At 65.8% G+C, this 23,600-nt stretch carries 13 protein-coding genes; 5 read left to right on the forward strand and 8 right to left on the reverse strand.

Annotation, left to right across the window (positions count from 1 at the left end; translation table 11 throughout):
* Positions 1–480 precede the first annotated feature (480 nt).
* The 3 genes from FHY19_RS16395 to FHY19_RS16405 form a co-directional block, all read right to left on the reverse strand.
* Positions 481–3,930 carry a PAS domain-containing hybrid sensor histidine kinase/response regulator gene (locus FHY19_RS16395; protein ID WP_259157869.1) on the reverse strand — a complete coding sequence of 1,150 codons (3,450 nt, stop codon included), beginning with the start codon at positions 3,928–3,930 and terminating at the stop codon, positions 481–483.
* 527 nt (positions 3,931–4,457) lie between these two features.
* Positions 4,458–6,857, reverse strand: a complete 2,400-nt coding sequence (locus FHY19_RS16400; protein WP_259167254.1) for an NdvB protein — start codon at positions 6,855–6,857, stop codon at positions 4,458–4,460.
* A 2-nt stretch (positions 6,858–6,859) separates the two neighbouring features.
* Positions 6,860–8,242, reverse strand: coding sequence for an MFS transporter (locus tag FHY19_RS16405; RefSeq protein WP_259167255.1), 1,383 nt, complete (start codon positions 8,240–8,242; stop codon positions 6,860–6,862).
* 157 nt (positions 8,243–8,399) lie between these two features.
* Between FHY19_RS16405 and FHY19_RS16410 the strand changes: the two genes are divergently transcribed.
* Positions 8,400–8,984: a gluconokinase gene (locus FHY19_RS16410; protein ID WP_259167361.1), complete on the forward strand. Its 585-nt coding sequence runs from the start codon at positions 8,400–8,402 to the stop codon at positions 8,982–8,984.
* A gap of 631 nt (positions 8,985–9,615) precedes the next feature.
* Positions 9,616–11,346 carry a PQQ-binding-like beta-propeller repeat protein gene (locus tag FHY19_RS16415; RefSeq protein WP_259167256.1) on the forward strand — a complete coding sequence of 577 codons (1,731 nt, stop codon included), beginning with the start codon at positions 9,616–9,618 and terminating at the stop codon, positions 11,344–11,346.
* Positions 11,347–11,500: 154 nt separating this feature from the next.
* Here FHY19_RS16415 and FHY19_RS16420 read toward each other — a convergent pair whose 3' ends face one another.
* Genes FHY19_RS16420 through FHY19_RS16430 form a run of 3 tightly spaced genes read right to left on the reverse strand, consistent with a single transcriptional unit; the run spans position 11,501 to position 12,593 of the window.
* Positions 11,501–11,728, reverse strand: a complete 228-nt coding sequence (locus FHY19_RS16420; protein ID WP_259167257.1) for a hypothetical protein — start codon at positions 11,726–11,728, stop codon at positions 11,501–11,503.
* Complete coding sequence (locus FHY19_RS16425; RefSeq protein ID WP_259167258.1) at positions 11,709–12,158, reverse strand: 3-dehydroquinate dehydratase; 450 nt, start codon at positions 12,156–12,158, stop codon at positions 11,709–11,711. The genes FHY19_RS16420 and FHY19_RS16425 overlap by 20 nt, the downstream gene beginning before the upstream one ends.
* Before the next feature lie 9 nt (positions 12,159–12,167).
* The gene (locus FHY19_RS16430) at positions 12,168–12,593 is read right to left on the reverse strand and encodes a hypothetical protein (RefSeq protein ID WP_259167259.1); all 426 of its coding nucleotides are present in this window, start codon (positions 12,591–12,593) and stop codon (positions 12,168–12,170) included.
* Between the two features lie 265 nt (positions 12,594–12,858).
* Between FHY19_RS16430 and FHY19_RS16435 the strand changes: the two genes are divergently transcribed.
* The 3 genes from FHY19_RS16435 to FHY19_RS16445 are packed head-to-tail and all read left to right on the forward strand — an operon-like array spanning position 12,859 to position 17,772.
* Positions 12,859–14,535: a J domain-containing protein gene (locus FHY19_RS16435; RefSeq protein ID WP_259167260.1), complete on the forward strand. Its 1,677-nt coding sequence runs from the start codon at positions 12,859–12,861 to the stop codon at positions 14,533–14,535.
* Positions 14,536–14,563: 28 nt separating this feature from the next.
* Complete coding sequence (locus FHY19_RS16440; protein WP_259167261.1) at positions 14,564–16,255, forward strand: molecular chaperone HscC; 1,692 nt, start codon at positions 14,564–14,566, stop codon at positions 16,253–16,255.
* Complete coding sequence (locus FHY19_RS16445) at positions 16,252–17,772, forward strand: hypothetical protein (protein ID WP_259167263.1); 1,521 nt, start codon at positions 16,252–16,254, stop codon at positions 17,770–17,772. The genes FHY19_RS16440 and FHY19_RS16445 overlap by 4 nt, the downstream gene beginning before the upstream one ends.
* Positions 17,773–17,921: 149 nt before the next feature.
* On the opposite strand, the gene FHY19_RS16450 is transcribed toward FHY19_RS16445, so the two are convergent.
* Both FHY19_RS16450 and FHY19_RS16455 read right to left on the reverse strand, forming a co-directional pair.
* Complete coding sequence (locus tag FHY19_RS16450; RefSeq protein WP_259167265.1) at positions 17,922–21,776, reverse strand: translocation/assembly module TamB domain-containing protein; 3,855 nt, start codon at positions 21,774–21,776, stop codon at positions 17,922–17,924.
* A complete protein-coding gene (locus FHY19_RS16455; protein ID WP_259158448.1) occupies positions 21,773–23,554 on the reverse strand; it encodes an autotransporter assembly complex family protein in 1,782 nt (593 codons plus the stop codon). Before FHY19_RS16455 ends, FHY19_RS16450 begins: the two co-directional genes overlap by 4 nt.
* Positions 23,555–23,600: the final 46 nt, after the last annotated feature.

Here is a 23,600-nt window from a genome sequence, read left to right on the forward strand (position 1 = left end):
GCGGTCTTTGCCCCCGCCGCGGGGCGCCCGGCCGCGCGCCGCCGCCCCCCCCCCCCCCCCCCCCCCCCCCCCCCCCCCCCCCCCCCCGCTCCTACCTCGCATGGGCTTGCGGTTCGCGCATGTGCGCAGTACCGCAGTTTTAATCAATGTCGCGTGCATCTCTGCATATCGCGGTACTGCAGGAGATGCGCTGGCTCAACGCTTTTCGCATTGTGATGCGCACTCGGGAACGCCCATAGCGCGGCAGGCTCCACCGGTTTGGTCAGCAAGCGATCGCCGCGTTCGTGCGCAGGTTGCTCGAACTCATTGCGACCATCGTGTGCGCACGCTCAATTGCTGGATCAACCCGGCGTGGTGCGATGCGTTCTGATCGCATCATGTCACCGGCTTTTCGTAGGAGCGCACTTGAGCGCGACGAGCGTGATCGACCATGGCTCGCCGCGCAGGCACGCTCCTGCGCTGCATTCGGGTAACTAGCCTTCAGCGTTTTTTCGCGTCGTGATACGCGCTGAGAAACGCGCGTAGCGAAGCCGGTTTTACCGGCTTGGTCAGCAGGCGGTAGCCGCGTTCGCGCGCGAGTTGCTTGAGCTCGTCGCGACCATCGGCGGTGAGCAAGGCACCGGCAATCGGTGTCGATGCGGCGGCCTGCAGCGCATCCAGCGTGTCCAGGCCGTCGAGCCGGTCGTGCAGGTGATAGTCCACCAGCATCAGGTCCGGTTGTTCGCGCGCGCGCTCCAGCGCCTGATCCACGGTGCTGGCGGTGATCACCTCCACCTGCCAGCGGCCCAGCAGCGCGCACATGCCGTCGAGAATCTCGCGGTCGTTGTCCACGCACAGCACGCGCAGGCCCGCCAGCGAATCGCCGCTGGGCAACGCGCGCGCTGCAGGCGCCGGCAAGAGCGGCGCCACTGGCACGGCGGCCACGCGCGGCAGCAGGATCGAGAACATGCTGCCCCGGCCCACCTGGCTGCGTGCGCTCAGGTCGTGGTCGAGCAGACGCGAGATGCGCTGGCAGATCGACAGCCCCAGCCCCAGGCCCTGCTCGCCCCAGTCGAACGGCTGCTGATAGCGGCGGAACTCTTCGAAGATCTGCCGCATGTGGTGCTCGGGGATGCCCGGGCCGGTGTCCCACACCTGCAATTCCACCTGGGTGCCGCGCCCGCGCATGCCCAGCACGATCCGTCCCTGGCGGGTGTAGCGCAGCGCATTGGCCAGGAAGTTCTGCATCACCCGGCGCAGCAGGCGGCGGTCGCTGCGCACCCAGATCGGGCGGCTGTGCACCTGCAGCTGCAGGCCGCGGCTGGCCGCCACCGGCGCGTACTGCGCGGCAAGCTCGTGCATCAGCGCGCTGGCGTCGAAGTCCTCCACCGTCGGCCGCAGCCCGCCGGCATCCAGCCGCGAGACGTCGAGCAGACCGTCGAGCAATTCCTCGGCCGCACGCAGCGAGGCATCCACGCGCTCGGCCAGATGGCGCTGTTCTTCGTTGTTCTGATGGCTCTCGCGCAAGGCGGACGCGAACAGCCGCGCGGCATTGAGCGGCTGCAGCACGTCGTGGCTGATGGCGGCCAGAAAGCGCGTCTTGGATTGCTGCGCCAGCTCGGCCTCGCGCGAGCGATCGGCCACGCGCTGCTCCAGGTTCTCGTTGGCATCCAGCAGCGCGCGCTCGGCCCGCTTGTAGTCGGTGATGTCGTTGTAGCTGGTGACGTAGCCGCCGCCGGGCAGCGCCTGCCCGCGCATTTCGATCACCTTGCCGTCGCTGCGGGTGCGCTCGAACACATGCGGCGAGCCGGCGCGCATGTAGCGGATGCGGCGATCGATCTGGTCTTCGATATCGCCCTCGCCCAACTCGCCGCGCTCGGCGTTGTAGCGGATCAGGTCGGCGACCGGGCGGCCGACGTACAACATGCCGTCCGGATAGCCGAACAGCTGCTGATAGCGCCGATTCCACGCGGTCAGGCGCATCTCCGGGTCGACCACGCTGACTGCGGCGCTGATGTTTTCCAGCGTGGTGGACAGGATCTCGCGATTGAAGCGCAGCTCCTGGCCGGCTTCGTCCAGCACCGCCACCACCTCGCCCAGGTCCATGCCCGAGCCGCGCAGCAGGCTGGTCAGCACCAGGCGTGCGGAGGCCGCGCCGATCGAGGCGGCCAGCAGGCGCTCGGTGAACTGCACCCAGGCGCGGTCGGCCACCACGGTCGGTTGCAGCTCGCGCTCCAGCAGCACCGCCTGGTCGACAAAGGCGCGATGCGCATGCCGCTCGCCCACCACGCGCTCGGCCAGCGCCTGCAGGTCGGCCACCCGCACATGACCGGGCCAGTCGCCGGCCACCGCCGGACGCTGCGCGTACGGGTCGAGGAACGGTGCCGCGCGCAGGCGCTCGTTGACGCCGGGACGCCAGCGCGCCGACACCAGCATCATCGCGCCGACGTTGATCAGCAGCGACCAGAACGTGCCATGCGCCAGCGGGTCCCACCCGCGCATGCCGAACAGTTGCTGCGGCTGCAACCAGGCGATGCCGAACGGCCCGTCCGCCAGCCACTCCGGCTGCAACCAGCCCGCACGCGTGGCCGCCGGCAGCAGCAGCGTATAGATCCAGGTCGCAAAGCCCAGCACCATGCCGGTTTCCACGCCCTTGCGGCTGGCGCCGCGCCAGTACAACCCGCCGATCAGGCCGGGTGCGAACTGCGCCACTGCCGCGAACGCCATCAAGCCATACGCCGCCAGCGTGGTGTCGTTGGCCACGCTGCGGTGGTAGCCATAGGCGATCAAGGCCAGCAGCAGGATGGCGACGCGGCGGATCCACAGCACCCGCGAAGCCACCGACGCGCGCGCATCGGCACTGCCGCGCCGACGCAGCAAGACCGGCATGACCAGATCGTTGCTGACCATCGTGGCCAGCGCGATGCTGGCGACGATCACCATGCCGGTGGCGGCGGAAAACCCGCCCACGTAGGCCACCAACGCCAGCACCGTGTTGCCCTGGCTCAGCGGCAGGGCCAACACCACCGCATCGTCCACCACTGCGCTGCCCTTGCCGAACAAGGCGATGCCGGCCGAGGCGATCGGCACCACCATCGCCGAAATGATCACCAGGTACGCGCCGAACAACCAGCGCGCGCGACGGATGTCGCCCACATCGCTGCATTCGACCACGGCCACATGGAATTGCCGCGGCAGGCAGATCACCGCCAGAAAACTCAGCAGCGTCTGCGAAATGAATCCCACCGACGGTGTGTGCTCGAACAAGGTGCGCGCCGAATCGGCGATGTGCAGCTGGTGATCGCTCAGCCACAGCCACGCAAACAGCCCCACCGCCACGATGGCGATCAGCTTGATCACCGACTCCAGCGCGATGGCCAGCATCATGCCGTGGTGGTGCTCGGTGGCATCCACCTGGCGGGTGCCGAACAAGGTGGCGAACAACGCCATCAGCAGCGCCACATACAACGCCGGATCGGCAAAGATCCCGCGCCCGGCGCTGCTATGCCCGGTCAGCACCTCCAGGCTCATCGCCACGGCTTTGTACTGCAGCGCCAGATACGGGACGATGCCGACCAGCGCGATCACCGCCACCAACGCGGCCAGCCGCCGCGAGCGGCCGTAACGCGAGGAAATGAAATCGGCGATGGAGACGGTGTTTTCGGCACGTGCGATCAGCGCCAGCCGCTCGATGATGCGCCAGCCGAACAGCAGCAACAGCAACGGGCCGAGATAGATCGGCAGATAACCGATGCCGTTGCGCACCGCCGAGCCCACCGCGCCATAGAACGTCCACGACGAGCAGTACACCGCCAGCGCCAGGCTGTAAACCGCCGGGCGCAGCCACGGCCGCTCCGGATACATCGGCCGACGGTCGCCCCACCACGCCACCCCGAACAGCAGCGCGGCGTAGCCGACGGAGACCAGCAGCAGGATCCAGCTTGAGACCAACGGGCGTTCCTAGGCGGCGCGATGCGAGCCTGGGAGTTTACGCAGTGGGGAACAGCGCGTGGGCGACGGGACGCTGCCGGCGGCGGATTGGGCAGCGGGGCGCTGCGCGTGGACGGCTGGAGGGCTGGCTGCCCCCATCCGCCCTTCGGGCACCTTCCCCCGCAGGCGGGGGAAGGAAGCGTCGCAGATGAAAGCGGAAGGCCGGCCGCCCGTTTTGCCGGCTGTCGGCTTCAGGCTTCTCGATCCCGGATCTGGCCTGGAGCGTTAGCTTTGAGCTGTAGCTGTAGCCCTGTCTGCACCGCTGTCTTTGGCTTTGGCTTTGGCTTTGGCTTTGGCTTTGGCTTTGGCTTTGGCTGTGGCTGTGGCTGTGGCTGTGGCTTTGCCTTTGGCTCTCGCAACGACAATCTCAAAACTGCCGGCAACGTCCCCTCTCCCCCTTGGGGGAGAGGGTGCCCGAAGGGCGGGTGAGGGCCGCGGGTGAGGGCCGCGGGTAAGGACCGCTGGCGACAACAGCCGCAGACGCCCGCTCAGCCGGGCAGACGCACGCGCACCTGATACGTGCGCCCGGCGACGATGCCGTGCACACGCTGGTCCGGGCAGGGAGCGCCATCCACCTCGACCTCGACCTGCGTGCGCCCCGACTCACGCGTCAACGCAACCTCGAACTGCGCACCGCGAAATTGCCGCGTCACCTGCGCATCGGCCCAATGCGAAGGCAGCTGCGGACGGATCGCCAACGCATCGCCCTCGCCGACCAGGCCGAACAGACCTTCCAGCACGCAGCGATACACCCAGGCCACCGTGCCGGTGTTGAACAGCTGGCTGGACCGCCCGGCCGTGCGCGGATACTGGTGCCAGGCGCCGCGGTAGTAGTTGGGCAACGACACCGGCAGGTGACCGCGCTGCAACACGTCCTCGCGGGTCGGGCCCGGCAGCATCGCGCGCAGGATCTCCCAGGCACGGTCGGCTTCACCGATCTGGTACAGGCTGTACAGGTAGAACGCCACCGCATGGTTGTAGACCGCACCGTTTTCAGCGGCGCCCGGCCATTTCTGCGTCAAGCGGCCCACGTCATCGCGCATGTGCGTATACGCCGGGGCCAGCATCACCGGCCCGTACGGCGTATGCAGCTGCTCGCGCACCGCGTCCAGCAATGCGTCGCGCTGTGCGGCATCGGCGGTGCCGGCCAGCAACGCAAAACTCTGCGGATTGAGATAGATGCGGCCCTCCACATCGTCGGCGATCCCGAAGCGCACACCGTCGTCGGTGATGCCGCGCGCATACCAGTTGCCGTCCCACAGTTCGCGGTTGGCATCGGCATTGACCGTACCCACCGCCTGGCCGAATGTCTCCGCCTGCGCGGCGCGTCCATGCGCGGCGCAGATGTCGGACCACAGCCGCAACGCATAGGCGGTGGCCACGGTGAGCCAGCCGGAGACGCCCTTGCCGCGCCAGCCGACCATGTTCATCGGGTCGTTCCAGTCGCCTTGCGCAATGAAGCTCAGGCCGCGCGCATCGCGCGCATCCAGCAACCACTGCATCGCCGCATCCAGCCGCTCGGCCACGCTGAGCACCTGCCCGTCCTGGGTGCGCACCATCGCCTCCAGCACGCTGGCATCGCCGGTTTCGGCAAGATACGCACTCAGGAAAATCGGCAACCACACGCAGTGATCGGTATGCGGCACCTGGTTGATGTATTTCAGCTCGGCGCCTTCCACCAGCAGGATGCCATCCGGCATCGCGCCGCTGGGCTCCTGCTGCGACAAGGCATGCAGCAACGCCGCACGCGCGGTGGCCGGCTGCAGATAGGCCATGCCCATGTGGTCCTGCAGATAATTGCGGGTCTGCGGATCGGTAGTCAGGCGATTGACATCGCCGTGATAGAACACCTGCCGCGGCAACCAATGGTTGACCAGGTTGTCCAGCGCCGCATCCGGCGTTGCGATCTGCACGCAACCACGCCCGCCCTGCAGATAGTGCGCGTAGTCGCGCGCGGCGGCGGCAAAGCCGGCTGCGGACAGATAGCGCGCGCGGATTGCAGCAATCTCCGCATCGTCCTTGGCCGGCCCGAACGCGAAGCGGTACACGCTGGCCGCGTCGGCTTCCAGCGTCAGCCGATACTGCAGCGCGGCGGCAGGCGTTTCGTAATGCGCCTCGCTGTTGCCCAGCTGCTCGGCCTGGATGGCAGAAGGCGCATGCAGGCCGCCCTCGCCTTCGAAGGCCATCTGCTGCGCATCCCAGGCCACCGGCGGTTGCTCGTGCAACAGGAAGGTGCAGTCCTTGAAATCGCGCTGACGAAAGTAATCGTCCACTTTTTGATACGGCGCCACGCTGCGGCAGACGATACCGCCCAACGCCGGCTCGTAGCCGCCGGACTGATGCATCCACGACATGTAGCCGACCGGGAAATACACATACAGGCTCAACCGCCGCGCGCGCCCGGAGGCGTTATGCACGCGGCATTCCCACAGTTCCACCGCATCGTCGGTGGGCAAGGCCACGCACAGCTCCACCACGATGTCGTCATGCTGCACGCGCCAACGCACATCGTGCTTGCCGGCAGAGAACTCGAAGGCCTGCGGGTGCGCGCGCACCGGCTCGTGCGGCACCGAGTACAGCGCGCCGCTGTCTTCGTCCTTGAGATAGAAAAAACGCCCGGGGTGATGCGCGTAATACGGCTGCTCGGGCATCATGAAGTTGCGTGCTTCCAGCACCGGCGCATGTGCGTACTTGGATGGCTCCGGCTGCATGAACTGGCCGGTGGCATAGCCGCGACAGGTCAGCTGCAACATCATGCGACGGTTCCACAGAAAGCCGCCGGCGTTGGGCATGGCGGTCGGGCTGTAGAGCGCGTAGCGCGCGCCGTCGGCGCTGGGCGCCAGCAAGGTGGACAGATCGTCGGAAGCAGCAAGAGGCGTTGCAGACACGGTCAGGGATGCTCCGGTTCGTCGCGCTTGCGCGCGGCCAGTTCGTGTTGGATACGGCTCAGCAAGCCGTCATCCAGTGGATAGAAACGCATGGTCCAGGCAGCCAGCAGCGCCACCGCGCCCGGGATCACCGTCAGCAGCAGCACGATGCCGGTCAACGACCCGCTGGACTGCGCACTGTTGGCCACATAGCCCATGCCGGCCAGCACCCAGGCGATGCCGGCCGAGGCGAGCGCGCCGCCCAGCTTTTGCGAAAACGTCGCCGCCGCAAAGGTCATCGCGGTCGCACGCCGGCCGGTGCGCCATTCGGTGTAGTCGGCGCTGTCGGCATACATCGAAAACGCCAGCGGCGACTTCGGCCCCAGTGCCAGGCCGATCAGCATGTTCAACGCAAAGATCGCCCAGACCGCATCGGCAGGCACGAAGAACATCGCACAGCTCAACAGGCCGACGAGCACCATCAGCCAGCACATCAGCTGACGCTTGTCCCAGTGCCGGGTCAGCAGCGGCGTGATTGCCGCGCCAACGCCCAACGCTACCGAATAACAGCCCAAGAACAAGCCGACCAGATCCGGACGTTGCACGTAGTACTTGAGGTAGTACACCCCCGCACCGCCGCGCATGGTGATGGTGATCATGATGATCAGCGACAGCACGAACAGCACGCACCACGGCTTGTTCTGCAGCAGATCGGCGATGTCCCGGCCGACCGGCGTGCGCTGTTGCGGCGGTGGCTGCACGCGCTCGCGCGTCGTCAAGGCCACGCTCACGAACAGCGCAACTGCGATGGCGCCGTACAGCATCATCGTGCGCTGCCATCCCAGCGCGTCGTTGCCGCCGCCGAACCAACGCACCAGATCCATCGTGAAGTAATTGACCAGCGTGGTGCCTGCAAAAGCACCGATGAAACGCAGGCTGATCAGACCGGTGCGCTGCTTGCTGTCGGCGGTGATCACGCCCGAGAGCGCCGAATACGGAATGCTCACCACGGTGTAGGCCAGCATCATCACCAGGAAGCTGATCGTGGCCCACCACATGCGCCCGTTCTGATCCAGGTCCGGGGTGGTATACGCCACCACCCCGGTCACCGCCATCGGCACCGCACCCCACAGCAGATACGGGCGGAACTTGCCCCAGCGGCTACGCGTGCGGTCGGCGATCGCCCCCATCGCCGGGTCGGCGATCGCATCGGCGATCTTGGTCAACAGGATCATCGTGCCCACCGCTGCGGCCGGCAGATGCATGGTGTCGGTGTAGAAGATCAGCAGAAACGCCGAGATGTTGGCCCAATACAGATTCAGGCCCAGATCGCCGGCGCCATAGCCCAACTTTTCGCGCCAGCGCAGGCGCGACGATGCAGGAGACGGTGCGGGTGTTGACGTCATCGACAGACCTTCGGATGCGTTGTACCCGGCCGGGCACGCCGTTACGCTGGGTGCCCGCTCACCTGGCAAGGAGCGCCGACGCTACACCAGGCATCGGCTGCCGCCAACGTGAAATCGGCTCGAATGCCGAATCGATCCGGAGATATAACCTGACGTGATGGACACCGCCGTACCTGCCAAGCTCGCGTCCGCTTCGCCCATGGCCATCGTTGTGATGGGCGTCTCGGGCAGCGGCAAGACCACCATCGCGCAGGCGCTCGCCGCGCATTACCACTTCCGTTTTCTGGATGCCGACGACTATCACAGCGTGGCCGCACGCGCGCAGATGGCGGCCGGCCAGCCGCTGACCGACGCCATGCGTCTGCCGTGGGTGGAACTGCTGGCCGCCACCTTGCGCGAGCGCGTGCAGGCCGGTGAATCGGTGGTGCTGGCGTTCTCAGGGCTGCGCAACACGCACCGCCAATTGCTGCGCGGCAGCAACGTGCCGATGCGCTTTGTGTTCCTGCATGCGGCACCGCATGTGATTGCCGCACGCCTGAGCGCACGCGCCGGCCACTTCATGCCGCCCAGCCTGCTCGACAGCCAGCTGCAGACGCTGGAGCTTCCGCTGGACGAGGCGGACGTGGTGTCGGTCGATGTGGATGCCACGGTCCCCGAGGTGGTGCAGGACGCGATCGCGCAACTGGCGCTGAGCGCTCCGGCTCCAGTGCAGGCAGCCACGCATTCGCCGCAACGCGCGTGACATGCCGAGCTCATCGCTGATCACTCCTTCTCCCATCGGGAGAAGGTGGCGCAAAAAAAGCGCCGGATGAGGGTACGTGCGAAGCCGCGTGCAGCTGGGATACGTCAGGGCTTCGTCCCGGTACCCTCGCCCCAATCCTTCTGCCGCCGGGAGATGGGCTTATCTCGCGCCGGGAAGTGCGTGAGTGAGTTCGCGCCCGCACACATCTTCTCCCATCGGGAGAGGAGCTTGCTGTCCTAGCCGATTGGTTGGCTCGCCCATCGCCAGTTCGTGATGCGCCGCGCAGGGTGGCGCTGGTGATACAGCATCGATTGCGACCCACTGCACAAGGTGGCGCAAAATTTCCTGGTTACTTTTTGCAAACCCATGAATTGCAGACGAATCCACGCGATCGCGTCGAATCATTTTTTCTATCGTACTTAAGCGGAATAGTGATGAATCATCACTATTTGTGCGATTAACGCACCTCCTGAACGCAAATTTTTCGAGCTGGTATTACCAGATACAAACGGACCCGACCGTCGCATGAATACAGCGGCGTGCGCGTGTTGCGCGGACACGGCAATCGGCGATCTTCACCACGCAGATCCGGGGGGATCCAGCGCTTCCTTCCATCAATGGACATGCCGTGATGACCAACTTCAATCGCCGCTTGCGGTTACGCAGTTTGACGCTCATTCCCTGCCTGCTTGCCAGCGCAGTGGCTTTCGCCCAGCCCGGCCCCGCCACCGCGCAGCAGTCGGTGTCGTCCCTGGATGCCCAGGCGTTCGCGCGCTCCGGCCAGGTGTGGAGCGCCTTCGGCAGCAATCTCCCGTTCGCGAGCCCCACCAACTGGCCCTCCGCCGGTGGCGGTTACTTCAACGCGCGCTTCGCACCGGGCGAGTGGAAGATCAATCGCACCACCGTCAAAGGCCTCAAGCCGGCCTGGACCCTGACCACCACCGGCGACATCTCGGCCACGCCTAGCGTGGAAGGCGGCACCCTGTATGTGCCCGACTGGGGCGGCACCCTGTACAGCGTCGACACCCAGACCGGCAAGCCGAACTGGCAGGCCAAGTTGTCCGACTACACCGGCAACGCCGCCTCGGTGACGCGCAACACCCCGGCCATCAGCGCCAAGAGCATCATCGTCGGCGACCAGGCTGCAGGCACCGTGCTGGCGATCGACAAGAAGACCGGCAAGCTGTTGTGGAAGACCACCGCCGAAGCCAACCCGCAGGCGCGCATCACCTCCTCGCCGGTGATCTACGGCAACCGCATCTACGTGCCCGTATCTTCCGGCGACTGGGGCAACCTCGACTCGACCCATACCTTCAGTTTCCGCGGCAGCGTCGTGGCGCTGGATCTGAACACCGGCAAGAAGCTGTGGCAGTTCTACAACGTGCCCGAAGGCTACACCGGCGCCTCGGTGTGGGGCCAGGTGGCGATCGATCCGATCAGCCGCCGCCTGTATTTCGGCACCGGCAACAACTACAACATTCCGCAGAGCGTGGGCAACTGCGTCTCCAACGCACGCTCCTACCGCGGTAGCGAGCTGACCGTGCAGGACGAACTGAACTGCATGGCGCCGGATAACTACGTCGACTCGGTGGTGGCGTTGAATCTGGATACCGGCAAGCTGGCCTGGGCCAATCGCGCACAGGGTTACGACGCATGGAACCTGTCGTGCATCGTCGCACCCACCAACGGCCTGTGCCCCAACACGCAGGCAACCAACCTGACCGGCCCCGATTACGACTTCGGTGGTGCCGGCGTCCAGCTGTTCACCGTGTGGCGTGACGGCAAGCCGCAGCAGTTGGTCGGCGCAGGGCAAAAGAGCGGCATCTATTGGGCCTTCGACGCCAGGACCGGTGCCAAGGTGTGGTCGACCCAGGTCGGCCCCGGCGGCACCACCGGCGGCGTCGAATGGGGCACCGCGTTCGACCCGTACAAGTCACAGGTCTATGTGGCCATCAACAACAGCTCCAACGCCACCTACACCCTGGGGCCGGACAACACCGTCAGCCACAACGGCGGCTCGTGGGCAGCGCTGGATGCCGCGACCGGCAAGATCAAATGGCAGGTCAAGGTGCCCGGCATCAACCGCGTGAATCCGACCGTGCCGGCCGGCGGCCAGGGCTCGCTGACCGTGTCGCCGAACCTGCTGTATGCCGGTTCGATGGCAGGCAACATGGTTGCCCTCGATACCGATACCGGCGCCACGCTGTGGAACTACGACGCCACCGGCTCGGTCATCAGCTCGCCGGCCGTGGTCAATGGTGCGTTGTACTGGGGCGCCGGCTACGGCCGCTTCAACTTCGGTACCGCCGCGACCAGCAATCAGCTGATCAAGTTCGTACCGGACAGCAGCGCGGCCAAATAAGCGGCTAGCACCTGCTCTGCGTCGAGTGACGCACAGTGATGGCAAAACGACGGCGCCACCTTCGGGTGGCGTCGTTGTATGCGGTCGCAACGTGTGTCGGTGCTGGCCGCGACACCGACGCACATACCGGAACGTTGCGGCAGCGGCATGATCGCTACAGGCGCGTGACCTGACACAACCGGATCTGCCCCGCTTCCAGCCCATGCGCCTCGGCCGCGCGACGGCGCAAGGCGCACACCAGTCCGGCGGCATCCAGCTCGCCATCGGCAGGCACCTCCACGCTGTGGGCAAGTTGTCCCCACAGCACCGGCCGTCCATCGCAATAGCCTTCGTAGTCGGCGAAGTAATGCAGCTGGCGCCGCTCAGGTACCGACGTGGACATCGCCCTGGATCTCCGTGCAGCCCAGATGTTCCAACGCGATTTCCAGCCCCAGCAGATAGCTCTGCGCGCAGTAGCCGCGCACCGTCGCAATGCATTCGCCAAGACCTGCCGGCAGGCAGCGCTCCGGCCGGTCGGTGCTGTCGTCATGCGTTTCCACGTAGGGATAGCGTAACGACGCCAGTACCCGGTGCAGGCGTACGCTGTCCACGCAGCTGCCCGGATCGATCAACGCAATTTCCATCCGCGCCTGCCCGGCCACGCGCAAGGCATCCAGCAGTTCCTGCTCCGACCCGCAGGCCCGCAACGCCACTGTCTTGCCCGCATCCGCGGCGCACTGCACCAGCTGCCGGATCACGGCCCGCGGCAAAGGCTGCGGCCCACGCACCAGTGGCGAGGATGCTTCCGGCCCACGTACGATCATGATCGACATGCCTGCGTCCTAGGCAGCCACGCGCAACGGCGCGTGCAGCGACGGCAGACAACGCGCGGCAATGCCCAGCGACATCGCATACGCACGCGACGCATCGTGCGGGGCAATCACCACCGCCAACGGCGCATGCTGCGGATGCAGCCACGGCTCCAACTCCTGCCCAGCATCGGTGTGCAGCTCGATGTATGGGGTAGGCAATGCATCCACCGCCGCACGCAAGGCCCTGGCACAGCTGCGCTCGGACAAGGGCAGATCGCCCGAGTCCAGCAGCACCAGTTCCACCTCGGAATCGCCACCGGCTGCCTGCAGCCCGGCAATCAGGGTGTCCACGTCGGCACAGGCCAGCGTACGCAACACACGGCCGGCGCATTCGGCCTGCATCGGCGCCCATTGCGCCGGATCGGCCTGCGGGCCTTGCAAAATCAGGATACACATCGTGTTTGGCTCAACGCACCACTGTGCGGGAGTGCCAAGGTAGATCTGCGCGGCGTAAAGAGGCTAGGCACGTTCCGATGTGCTGACATAAAGAGTACGTAATGGCTGCATGTACCGATTCATTCACAGCCCCATCCGCCCTGTAGGACAGCGGCGTAAAGTTCCTCCGCTACCGGTCGATAACGCGTGATTGGAGCCGGGAGCAGGTCAGGATGGAACGCGATCACCCCATCGGGATTGCAGGGTTGCAACGATGAGCTGGGCAATGGAAGTGCTGGGTCTCCCAGCTGATGCCGATGCGCGCGCGATCAAGCGCGCGTACGCCGTACGCCTTAAAACCGCTCGCCCGGATGATGATCCGGTGGCATTCCAGCAACTGCACGAAACCTATCAGGCCGCATTGGCTTACGCAGCACGTACCGAACAATCTAGCGACGACGACGCTGACAACACGCCGGCGCAGATCGTCACATCGACAGCCGAAGCATTGTCGGAAAACCAGCGTTCCAGGACGCAACCGCGGCGCTCGCTGGCTGCATATATTGAAGACCCTGCGCTTGAGGCAGAAATCGAGCGCTGGCAAGATGGCGCGCACGTGCAGGAATGCGCTGCACATATCCTGGCGGCAGCGCAAGACATGCCCGACGAGAGCTTTTCCGCATGGTTGAACGCCCTGCCGGAATGGTGGTCGCTGGAGCTGCGTCCGCAAATTGGTCAGGCCCTCGCTGGCCTTGTGGAAGACCAACGCTTACCGGTCACCGATGCGACTTTTGATCTGCTGATCGCAAGCTTTGGCGACGATGCCGAGGCCGATGGCTCTCATCTGCTATGGGCTGCGCGGGTGATGGACGTGGCCCTGGGGCAGCCGCCGGAGTCTTTCGAACACTGGATGCGGCACCGTCTTGATGCGTGGTCCCCCTATCAGAACTTCATGATCAGCCAGCACGTCTCGCGGGCGCTCGGAATACAACGTCCAACCCTGGGTCTGGCAACCATCGATACGCTGATGAAGGCCTTTGGCTGGCATCATGCGCTGGTAGACGATGACGACCTCGCCTGGCTGCAGGCGGCACGCAGCACAGCGCGCAAGCAGGAACTGGCTTTGCGACGTGAGTCGGCGCTGGCACTCGATGGCGATGCCGAAGTGCTGGCCTACGAGTTGACAGTGGCTGGATGGGACGGGATGACGCCACAGTGGGCAGCTGCACTGCGCTCCCGTCTGGCACGGCCACCCTCGCCATGGCGCTCCCTGACGACCGCGCTACTACCGGCACGGCCTGCATGGATGTACCGCTTCTGCAGCATCGTGCAGCGGTGGTTTCCACACCAGTTGCCCGAATCGGTGCATGCGCAGAATCTGCGTTTCTGGATACAGATCGGTAACCCGCAGCGCCCCCACGGCCGTCAGTTGGGCTTGGGCCTGGCGCGAGGACTTTGCGTTGCCGCCCTGCTTGCCATCGGCTCCGGCTTATTGGCGATCCTTTCGACCGTTCATCCCGAGACTGAGAATGCAACCTGGGCGTTCCGTAGCATTGGATGGGGTTTGGTGGGCTGGAGTGCGCTGGTACTCGTCCACCTGGGTGCGCAGTGGCAGGCGCGTAGACTCATGTCCGACGCGCACAAGCGCATCGCGCACCGCTGGTTGTTGCCTGCGGCCATGACCGCAGGCATTGCCGGCACAGCAGGTGGATGGGGTGATGGCGTGGTGGGTGCGGCCATGGGCGCTGCCTTGGTCTGTATGGCGATGTACCGCGTCATGGGTCGCATGGTTCCGCCACCGGCAGTCAAGGCGCCACAATCGCTCGTCATTTCGGGGGGTATCGGGCTCGCTTCGGCGGCGATGGGTGCGAGCCTGTGGCCCGGGTTGGCCGTCGCTCTACTGCTTTGGCTGGTGTCGCTTGTGCAAGACGTGCAGCACGACGACCTGTCCATCCTCAATTGAAATTTCATAGACGCTAAAGGATTCCGTCATGATCGTAGGTATCGACCTGGGCACTACGCACTCGCTGATCGGCGTGCACGATGCCGAGGGTGGGAGGTTGTTTTCCAATCCGCATGGCAGCCTGCTGACACCGTCGGTGATCAGCATCGGCGACGACGGCAGCCTGCTCGTCGGCCAGCCGGCGCGCGAGCGCCTGGTGACACATCCATATCTGAGCGTGGCTGCGTTCAAACGCTGGATGGGCAGTCCGCGCGAGACCAAGCTGGGCCAGCGCAGCTTCCGCCCCGAAGAGTTATCTGCACTGATCCTGCGCTCGTTGATTGCCGATGCCGAAGCGGCGCTAGGCAGCAGGATCGAAGAAGCGGTGATCAGCGTACCGGCATACTTTTCCGATGCGCAGCGCAAAGCCACGCGCGTGGCCGGGGAGCTGGCGGGTATTCGCGTGGAACGGCTGATCAACGAGCCCACCGCCGCCGCGCTCGCCTACGGGCTGCAGGAACGTGGCGGCGAAGGTCGCGTGCTGGTACTGGACCTGGGTGGTGGCACGTTCGATGTGTCGCTGCTGGAAATGTTCGATGGCGTGGTCGAAGTACACGCCAGTGCCGGCGACAACTTTCTCGGCGGCGAGGATTTTCTCGAGGTGCTCGTGGAAGGCTTTTGTGCCGAGCATCGTCTCGATGCGGCCAAGCTAGCACCCGGCGACAGTGCGCAGCTGCGCCGCCGGCTGGAACAGCTCAAGCGCGAGCTGAGTACGCAGGCACAAGGCACGCTCAACGTGAGCATGGCGGGACACAGCTATACCTGGGAAGTCGACGAAGCACGCTTTGCGCAGCTGGCCGAGCCGTTGCTGCAGCGTATGCGTGCGCCGATCGAGCGCGCCTTGCGCGATGCAAAGCTCAAACCTTCGGAGCTGGACGACATCGTGCTGGTTGGCGGTGCAGTGCGCATGCCGATGATCAGCCGCCTGGCCACCCGCATGCTTGGCCGGCTACCGCTGCGTCATGTCAACCCGGATCACGCCATCGCGCTGGGCGCGGTCGTCGCTGCCGGCCTGAAAAGCCGCGACGAGAGCCTGCGCGAAGTGGTGCTCACCGATGTATGCCCGTACACCCTGGGTACGCAGGTGGCGCGTCAAGGCAACGACGGCAAGGTGCGTTCCGGCTATTTCCATCCCATCATCCCGCGCAACAGCGTGGTACCGGTGAGCCGCGAGGATCGCTTCTATCCAATGAACGAGCAGCAGAGCCACGTCATCATCGATGTCTACCAGGGCGAAAATCCCATGGTGGAAAAGAACATCAAGCTGGGAGAACTGCGCGTTGCGCTGGATCTCAAGCGGTCACGCAACGAGCAAGGGGTGCTGACCCGCTTCACCTACGATGTCGATGGGCTGCTGCAAGTCGAGGTGATCGAGGATGCCACCGGCAAGCGTCACGAGCTGGTACTGGAACAGAATCCAGGGCTGCTCGATCGTGAGGAGATCGCGCGGCGGCTGCAGGCATTGGCGGCCATCAAGGTGCATCCGCGCGACCAGCAGCAGAATATTGCCCTGATGGCGCGTACCGAGCGCGTCTACGAGGAATACATCGACGCACGGCACATGGTGCAGCAGTGGATGGCGCAGTTCCGTGAGGTGCTCGAGAGCCAGGATCTGCCACGCATCGAACGCCACCGCGACGAACTTGCGCAGGCGTTGGACGAGCTGGAGGCGCGTGCATGAAGTGGGCGCTGGAAGCGCTTGGCCTGGAGGTGGATGCAGATGCGCGTGCGATCAAGCGCGCATACGCAACACGCCTGAAAGTCACCCGCCCGGACGACGATCCTGTCGGTTTCCAGCAACTGCATGAAACCTACCAAGCCGCGCTCGCCTGGTCGCGTTACCGCGCAGAGAGGGCGATGGTCGACCAGGCCAATGACCAGCATGAAGAGGACACGTCTGAGACCGTGGTGCACAACGACCGGTCTGCCGCGCCGCGACAGATCGCCCTGTCTCCAATACCGGACGCCCAATACGCTACCGCACAATGGCCCGAGTCGGCGCAGCCGGATGCAGCACCACGCCCGGCCCCTGCGATTTCTGTCGACTGGGTCGTGCCGCCGCAACCGCCGTTGCCCGACGTCGATGTGGAACAGGTGCAGCGACGCATCCTGCGGCAGGCTGCCACAGTGGACCCGCAGGAACTGCGGCAATGGCTGACCGCACAACCGGAACTATGGTCGCTGGAGTTCAAGCCGCAGATCGGTCGTACCTTGCAGCGCTCCCTGCTGGCCGATGACCACGTGCTGATTGCAGACAACTATGACGTGCTGGCGGACTTCTTTGACTGGGAGCATGCGCTGGATGCGCCCGACCCCTATCTGGTCGAACAGGCGCGTACACGGATGCATCGCCGGTGGCTGCTGCTACCGGCCGGGCACGGCCGGTTGGCCCGGGAGCTGCAGCACCGTGGTGATGCATCGGCCTCGCTGCCGCAGGTGCGCAAGCTGCTGGGATGGTTGGCGCCGGCAGAATCGGAGGGCGCCGCGCTTGTCGCAATGCTGTGGCCAGGTCGCGCCGACCGTATTCGCCGCCTGCTGGATCTGATCGGCTATCTCCCGGACGGCAGCAAGCCGCCAGCGCCGCTGGACCGGGAAAGTGCACTGCGCTGGTACATGGCCAGCGAGCGGCACCTGTTCAATCCGGTGGTCGCAGTGCTGGGACTGGCGCGCAGCGCGATCGTGGGCAGCGTCTTTTTCCTGCTGTGCCTGTTGCTGGCCATGCTCGACCATAATCCCGCGCCGGGCATGTCGCCGGTCCTGAAGGTTGGCCTATACGGCGCGGCCATCAGTATCGTCGGCTGGTCCGCCTGGTATTGCCTGACGTCGCTAGGGCGTTGGCAATGTCGGCCCGAGGCCGATCCGCGCGTGGAGCATCCTTGGTTGCAACGCCTGTTCATTCCGGTCATCGGCATGCTGGCCGGCGCATTGATCGTTGCCGGGCAGCAGAGCGCAGCAACCATCATCGCCTTGCCGTTGCTAGTGATGGCGCTTCTGCGCTGGGCAAGCCGCGAGGGCAAGACCTTCACGTTTCGCTGGAGCTGGGGATGGATCTGGGCCGCGATCTTCCTCGCCAAGGCCGCCTTCGTCGCGCTTGGCGCACTGATCGCGTATCCAGCCGTCGCGCTGCTGGCGACCGCAATCGCCTGGGGCGCGGACATGATCTCGCAGTGGAAGTTCCGCAAGATCGCAACCCGCTGATCACTGACGGCGAACCCACCCCATGCCCTGACGGGATGCGATGGCGACGGGGCGCTGCGCGGGGTCGCCCCGCACGTCGCCGGATTTGCTCGGTGGTGTGACCGCTGCGGGAGCTGGTGCTCCCGCATCTGGAAACGGAAGCAACGCGCCTACTTCTCCCGCCGCCAGTTCACCGACCCCTTAGTCTCCACCGTGCTGGATTCGGCTTCCACATCGAAGCCGCGGCTGAGCAGGTATTTCAGCGTCAGCACCGAGCCGCCGCCGATCATCGAGACGCCGTAACCGACGTACAACTTGGGCGAGAGGTATTTGCCGAAGCCCACCACCGAGCCGAGCGTGCTGGATTGGCTGACGCCGGCTTCGTCCAGGCCGAGCTTGGCGCCGATCTGCGAGGCGATCAGGCTGCTGCCGGCCGACAGCGCGGCCGAGGCGGCGCTGACCTGCTGGGTTTCGTCGCTGCTGGCGGTGGACAGGCCGCGGCCGAGCACCAGGTACGACAGCGCTTCGGACTGCGACATCGCCGGCTCGGACCAGACATCGGCGCGTGGCGATTCGGCGCGGCCGCTGACGTCGATACCGGCGGTGACATCGCCGATCTTGCGTTCGGCGCGCAGGCTCACGCGCGGGTCGGAGACGATGTTGTTGTTCCAGGTCAGCTGGCCGCGGCTGATGGTCAGATCCTGGCCATAGGCCTTGTAGCGGCCACGCACATCCAGCCCACCGTTGGCGGTCATTTCGCGGCCCGGGCGCGCGCGGATCTGCATCTGCCCGCTCAGGCCGCCCTTCAGGCCGAAGCCGCTCATGTTGACCTTGTCGCCAAGCACGATGGCCAGGTCCATATCCAGGAGCGAGGACGGCGCGGCTTCCGGGTCGACCGGGTCCAGCACCACCACGTCTTCGGACACCGAGGTGCCGCGATCCAGGCGCTCCAGATCGATATCGGCTTCGGGCACGGTGACCTTGCCGCGCAACTGCATGGTGTTGTCGGTGATGCCGAACTGCATGTCCGGGTTGGCAATGATGCGCAACTCGCTGGTGTTGTACGCCAGCACGTTATTGCCGCGGATATTCAGCAGCAGCGGCGTGCTGGTACCGAACCACGACAACCCGCCATCGACGGTGAGCGTGCCTTCGCCGGATTTGGCCGAGGCGGTGATCTTGGCCGAACCATCGGGCAGCGCGTCGAAACGGCCCTTGCCCTCGCTCAAGGTCAAACCCATCGACGGGTATTCGGCAGTGAAATCGCTCAAGGTGGCATCGCCGCCGAGCAGCGGCTTGTCGCGGGTGCCGCGCAGGCTCACATGGCCTTCGACCAGGCCCTTGGGCCGCACCACATCGGCCACCACCAGCTCCAGCCAGTACAGGCGCGACATGTTGAGATACAGCTCGCCGTTGAGCGGCGCGTACGCGTCCCAGCCGGTGTTGAACTTGGCATCGACAAAGCCTGCGCCCTGGAAGCCGATACCGAGCTTGGCCTGGATCTGCTGCTGGGTGAAATCGGCCTGCACGCTGAACTGGTCGTAGCGCAACAACTCGCCGCGATTGGGGTTGCCGGCCACGGCGGCGTAGCGGGTTTCGCCCAGGCGGATGCCGCCTTCGGGCGAGGCGATGCGCAGGCTGCCTTCCCATGCATTGCCGCGCGGTTTGAAGCTGCCGTCCAGCGACAGCTCGCCACGCAGATAGATCTGGCGGCCTTCCTGCTTGGGCAACCACGGCTGCACCAGCGACAGCGGCAAGGCATCGCCATGCACCACCATGCCCTCGCGTGGCCAGTTGGCGCTGGCGCACAGCGCGCCGCCGGTGGCTGCGCCCAGGCAGGTGTCGGACAAGGTGAAGGCCGCGCCATCGGTACTGAACTGCGCCGGCTGGCGTAGCGCCCAGGCATCGCCCTTGGCCGGCGCGATCCGCAACGTGGCGACCTGCCCCTGCCAGCGCTCGCCAGCGCGGCGGACATCGCCCTGCAGCGCGACGCTGGCCATGCTGTTGGCGATATCGGCATCCAGACGCAGCGCTTCCACCGCGCCGCGTGCCTGCACCCGCACGCTGTCCAGCACCACGCCGGCTTCGATCGCAGTGCCCTGCAACGCCAGTTGTCCATCGCTGCCGCGCCATGGCAGGCGCCCACGCAGGCTGATGTTTTGCGCGCTGTAGGTGTCCCAGCGCAGGCCGTTGCCGGCGATGTCGGCGGTGATGTCCGGGGCATCGCGGCGGCCGCTGACCTGCAGCTGCCCGCGCACGGTGCCGGTGGCGCCGGGCAACACGTCGTCCAGTTGCAGCGGCTGCAATTGCGCGGCGATCTCCAGCTGGTCGCCGACCTTGCCCTTGGCGTTGATGCGGCTATTGCCCAGCGACAGCTGCAATTCGCCTTCGCCCTGTTCGCCACGCAAGGCGAACTTGCCGTTGGCCGACAGCGCGCGTTGACGCAGCTGGCCGCTCAGGGTCGGAATATCCGCAGTGGCTTCGAAGCCCGGCGATACGCCGCCGGCCGGCGCCGGCAGCTGACGGCCCTTGGAGGCGATCTTGCCGGAGAGGTTGCCGTTCCAGCCCGGCGCGAAATAGCCCGGGTCGAACTTGGCCAGCTGCGCGGTGACATCCCACTGCAGCTCCGGGGCCCAGCCCACTTCGCCGGTGAGATCCAGCGAGCCGCCCGGCGTGGTGGCCTGCACCTGCTTGAGCTGTGCGCGTTGATCGTTGCCGCGGCTGTCGAACACCAGCGCGGCCTGCTGGCCGTCGCGCTCCACGCTGGCGCGGCCGATCGCGGCCCAGGCTTTCAGCGTGCCGGCCACGCCCAGGCGCGCGTCGATCAATTCCACCGGCACCACCGGCGCATCGGGGGTGGCCGGGTCGGGCGTGGGCGTGAAGCGCAGGCCCTTGGCATTGACCGCAAAGCGGAAGCTCGGATTTTGGGCATCGCGGAAATCGGCGGTGCCGCGCAGCTGGGTGCGGCCTTCGAAGGTGTCGATCACCAACGGTTCGACCGTCAACACCTGCTCCTGCAGGCTGATGTGCGACGGCTGCAAGGTGGCGCTCAGCTCGCCCTGTTTGACGCTGCCCTGCAGGTCGGCATTGCCGCCTTTGCCGGAGGCCTGCAGGTTCAGTGCGATCGGTGTGGCCGGAGCGGCGTACTGCCCATTGGTGGCCGGCATCAGCAGCGAGGTATCCAGTGCCTCGGTGACGGCCTTGAACGCCCAGGTCGGGTCGTCGCGGCCGGTGAACACCAGGCTGGCCTGCAGCGGGGCTGGGGCGCGGCCGGCGATGGCCACTTCCATCTTGTCCAGGTCACCGCGCGCGACCAGGCCCAGGCTGGCCGGCGTGCGGCCACGCGCGGCCGGCAGCACTGCGGTGGCGGTGAGATCGGCGTGGTAATCGTCGTTGGGGATGTAATCGCCATGCAGGCGAAAATCGCCCATGTCGGTATCGATCACCAGCCCGCGCGTGCGCAGTTCGCCGGTCGCCACTTCCAGCCCGCCCTGCATCTTGTGCAGCACGATCATCGGCTGCTGCAGCTGGGTGATACGCAGGTTGTCCACTGCAATCTTGTCGGCCTGGATCGCCAGCGGCACCTCGATCTGCGGCAGCGATTCGGGCCAGCTGGGGAGCTTGAACGGTTCGTCGCTCTTGCCCAGGTTCAAGTTGGCGTTGCTGACCTGCACCGCATCCAGCTGCAGCTTGCGCCCCAGTAGCGGGCGCAGGTCCGGCTCCAGATACACGCGCTCGGCAGTGAAGTGAATGTCCTGATATTTGAAATCGACATTGCGCAAGGTCAGCGGACCGGCGACCGGGCCTTCGACGCTGCCGTAAGTGAAGCTGGCACCCACCGGCAGGCGCGCAACCACCTGCGCCAGCAACACGTCGCGCCCGGCCACGGTCTGCAGCAACCAATAGATCGCGATCAAGGCCAGTAGCACCAGCCCGAGCACGGTCAGCCCCGAGCCCACCCAGAACCGGCGACGACGATAGAAACGCGCGCGGCGCGGTGCGGAGGGCGGCGTGGGTGTGCTCACAGGTTGGCCCCGATATCGATGTAGAGCTGGAACTGCGAGTCGGGATCGTTCAAGCCGTGTGCAATGTCCACGCGCACCGGTCCCACCGGCGAGCGCCAACGCAGACCGAAGCCGATACCGGTATGCCAGTCGGGCCGGTCGTCGAAGGCGCTGCCGCTATCGACAAATACTGCCCCGCCCCATGGGCCGCCCTTCAAGTAATGCTCGTACTCGGCACTGGCGGTGACCACGTTCTTGGCACCCAGCGCAAATTCGTCCGGCTTGGGCGTGCGTGGGCCGACTTCGCGGAAGGCATAGCCGCGAATGCTGTTGGCGCCGCCGGCAAAGAAGCGCAGGCTGGGCGGCATCGCCACCAGATCGCTGGTCCAGGTGGTGCCGCCTTCGCCGCGCAGGATCACCCGCCCGTTGTCTCCGGCACCGAGGAACCAGCGCAGCTGGCCATAGAGCTGGCCGAAGTTGGTGTCCGAGCCGGCACCTTCGGCGCCACCACGGATCAGCGCCTGGCCCGACACACCGCTGCGCGGAAACAGCCGGTCGTCGACATTGACGTAGTTGGCCTGCAGCTGCGGATAGATCAGCGTGGAGGTTTCGTACACCGCGCCTTCGAAGTCGTTGCCGCTGCTGAACCGCCAGCGCTCGCGCAAGGCATTGATCGAAGCGATGGCGCTCCAGCGCTCGTTGATCTGGCCGCTGCGGCTGCCGGTGAGTTTGACGTTGCGCAGGTCGATGTAGTCGGTCTGCTCGTCGTACAGGCGCGCCGACGCGGTATACCAGCCATCGAGCCAGCGGAACGCCGGTACCCGGTAGCTGGTGGTCAGGCTCTTGCGGTTCTGCGCGTAGTCCAGCTGCGTGTCCATCTTGTGGCCGCGCGAATTCACATAGCGCCGCTCCACCCCGCCGCGCACACCGGCCCCGCTCTCGCTGCCGTAGCTCAGGCCCGAGGTATACACGGTGCGCTTGGCGCGGGTGAGCTTGACGTCCACCGGCACGCGGCCATCGGCGTCGGCTTCTTCGGGCTTGGGCTGGATGTCGATGGTGCTGAAGTAATCCAGCTTGGTCAGCGACTCGCGCAGCCGATCCAGCTTGCCTTCGTGGTAGTAGCTGCCCTCGTCCCAGTACACCAGCGGGTCGAACAGGCCATCGCGAAAGTAGTCGTAGTCGAAGCGTACCTTGCCCATGTCGTAGCGGCGGCCGCTGTCCCAGTTCAGGTCGATGTCGGCCGCGTGTTCGGCGCGCGTCACCGCCACCCGGCGCTGGGTGAAATCGGCATCGAAGTATCCGCGCTCGGCCAGCCGCCGGGTGATGCGCACCTTGCTGGCTTCGTATTGCGGATGACTGAAGACCTGGCCTTCGCGCGGCTCGAACTGCTTGAGGTCCTGCCCCAGATAGCGGTCCTGCTCGGCCCAGCCGGTGATGGAGATATGCGAGGTGCGCACCCGCACCGGCTCGCCACGGTTCACCGTGATCACCACCGTCACCCGGTCGCCGTTGCGCGGCGCGGCCAGTTCGATGGTGGGCGAATAGTAGCCGAACGGCTCCAGCGCCTCGCGCGTCTGCCGCTCGGCCTGCGCCAGCAGGTACTCCAGTCGCGACTCGCCCTGCTCCTTACCGACGGCCTCATACAGAGACAGGGAGACCTCGATGTTCTCGATCATCTCGGCATCGTCGCCGTCGTCCAGGCCCTTGATCTCGATCTTGTCGATGGTCGCCCGGGCAATCGCTTGCAGCGGAACGAACAGGGTGCACAGCAGGGAGAGAGCAAACGCGGCTTTAAGCATCGGCAAAGGATACCCAGCCTGGGCGTGAAGGGACAAAAAATCTGAA

Origin of the sequence: Xanthomonas sp. 4461, assembly GCF_024806475.1 — a bacterium.
Lineage (GTDB): Bacteria > Pseudomonadota > Gammaproteobacteria > Xanthomonadales > Xanthomonadaceae > Xanthomonas > Xanthomonas arboricola_F.

Excerpts from the sequence above, each read along its gene's own strand:
- FHY19_RS16405 (WP_259167255.1), bottom strand. The coding sequence starts at position 8,242 with ATGACGTCAACACCCGCACCGTCTCCTGCATCGTCGCGCCTGCGCTGG.
- FHY19_RS16410 (WP_259167361.1), top strand. The coding sequence starts at position 8,400 with ATGGACACCGCCGTACCTGCCAAGCTCGCGTCCGCTTCGCCCATGGCC.
- FHY19_RS16415 (WP_259167256.1), top strand. The coding sequence starts at position 9,616 with ATGACCAACTTCAATCGCCGCTTGCGGTTACGCAGTTTGACGCTCATT.
- FHY19_RS16420 (WP_259167257.1), bottom strand. The coding sequence starts at position 11,728 with ATGTCCACGTCGGTACCTGAGCGGCGCCAGCTGCATTACTTCGCCGAC.
- FHY19_RS16425 (WP_259167258.1), bottom strand. The coding sequence starts at position 12,158 with ATGTCGATCATGATCGTACGTGGGCCGGAAGCATCCTCGCCACTGGTG.
- FHY19_RS16430 (WP_259167259.1), bottom strand. The coding sequence starts at position 12,593 with ATGTGTATCCTGATTTTGCAAGGCCCGCAGGCCGATCCGGCGCAATGG.
- FHY19_RS16435 (WP_259167260.1), top strand. The coding sequence starts at position 12,859 with ATGGAAGTGCTGGGTCTCCCAGCTGATGCCGATGCGCGCGCGATCAAG.
- FHY19_RS16440 (WP_259167261.1), top strand. The coding sequence starts at position 14,564 with ATGATCGTAGGTATCGACCTGGGCACTACGCACTCGCTGATCGGCGTG.
- FHY19_RS16445 (WP_259167263.1), top strand. The coding sequence starts at position 16,252 with ATGAAGTGGGCGCTGGAAGCGCTTGGCCTGGAGGTGGATGCAGATGCG.
- FHY19_RS16455 (WP_259158448.1), bottom strand. The coding sequence starts at position 23,554 with ATGCTTAAAGCCGCGTTTGCTCTCTCCCTGCTGTGCACCCTGTTCGTT.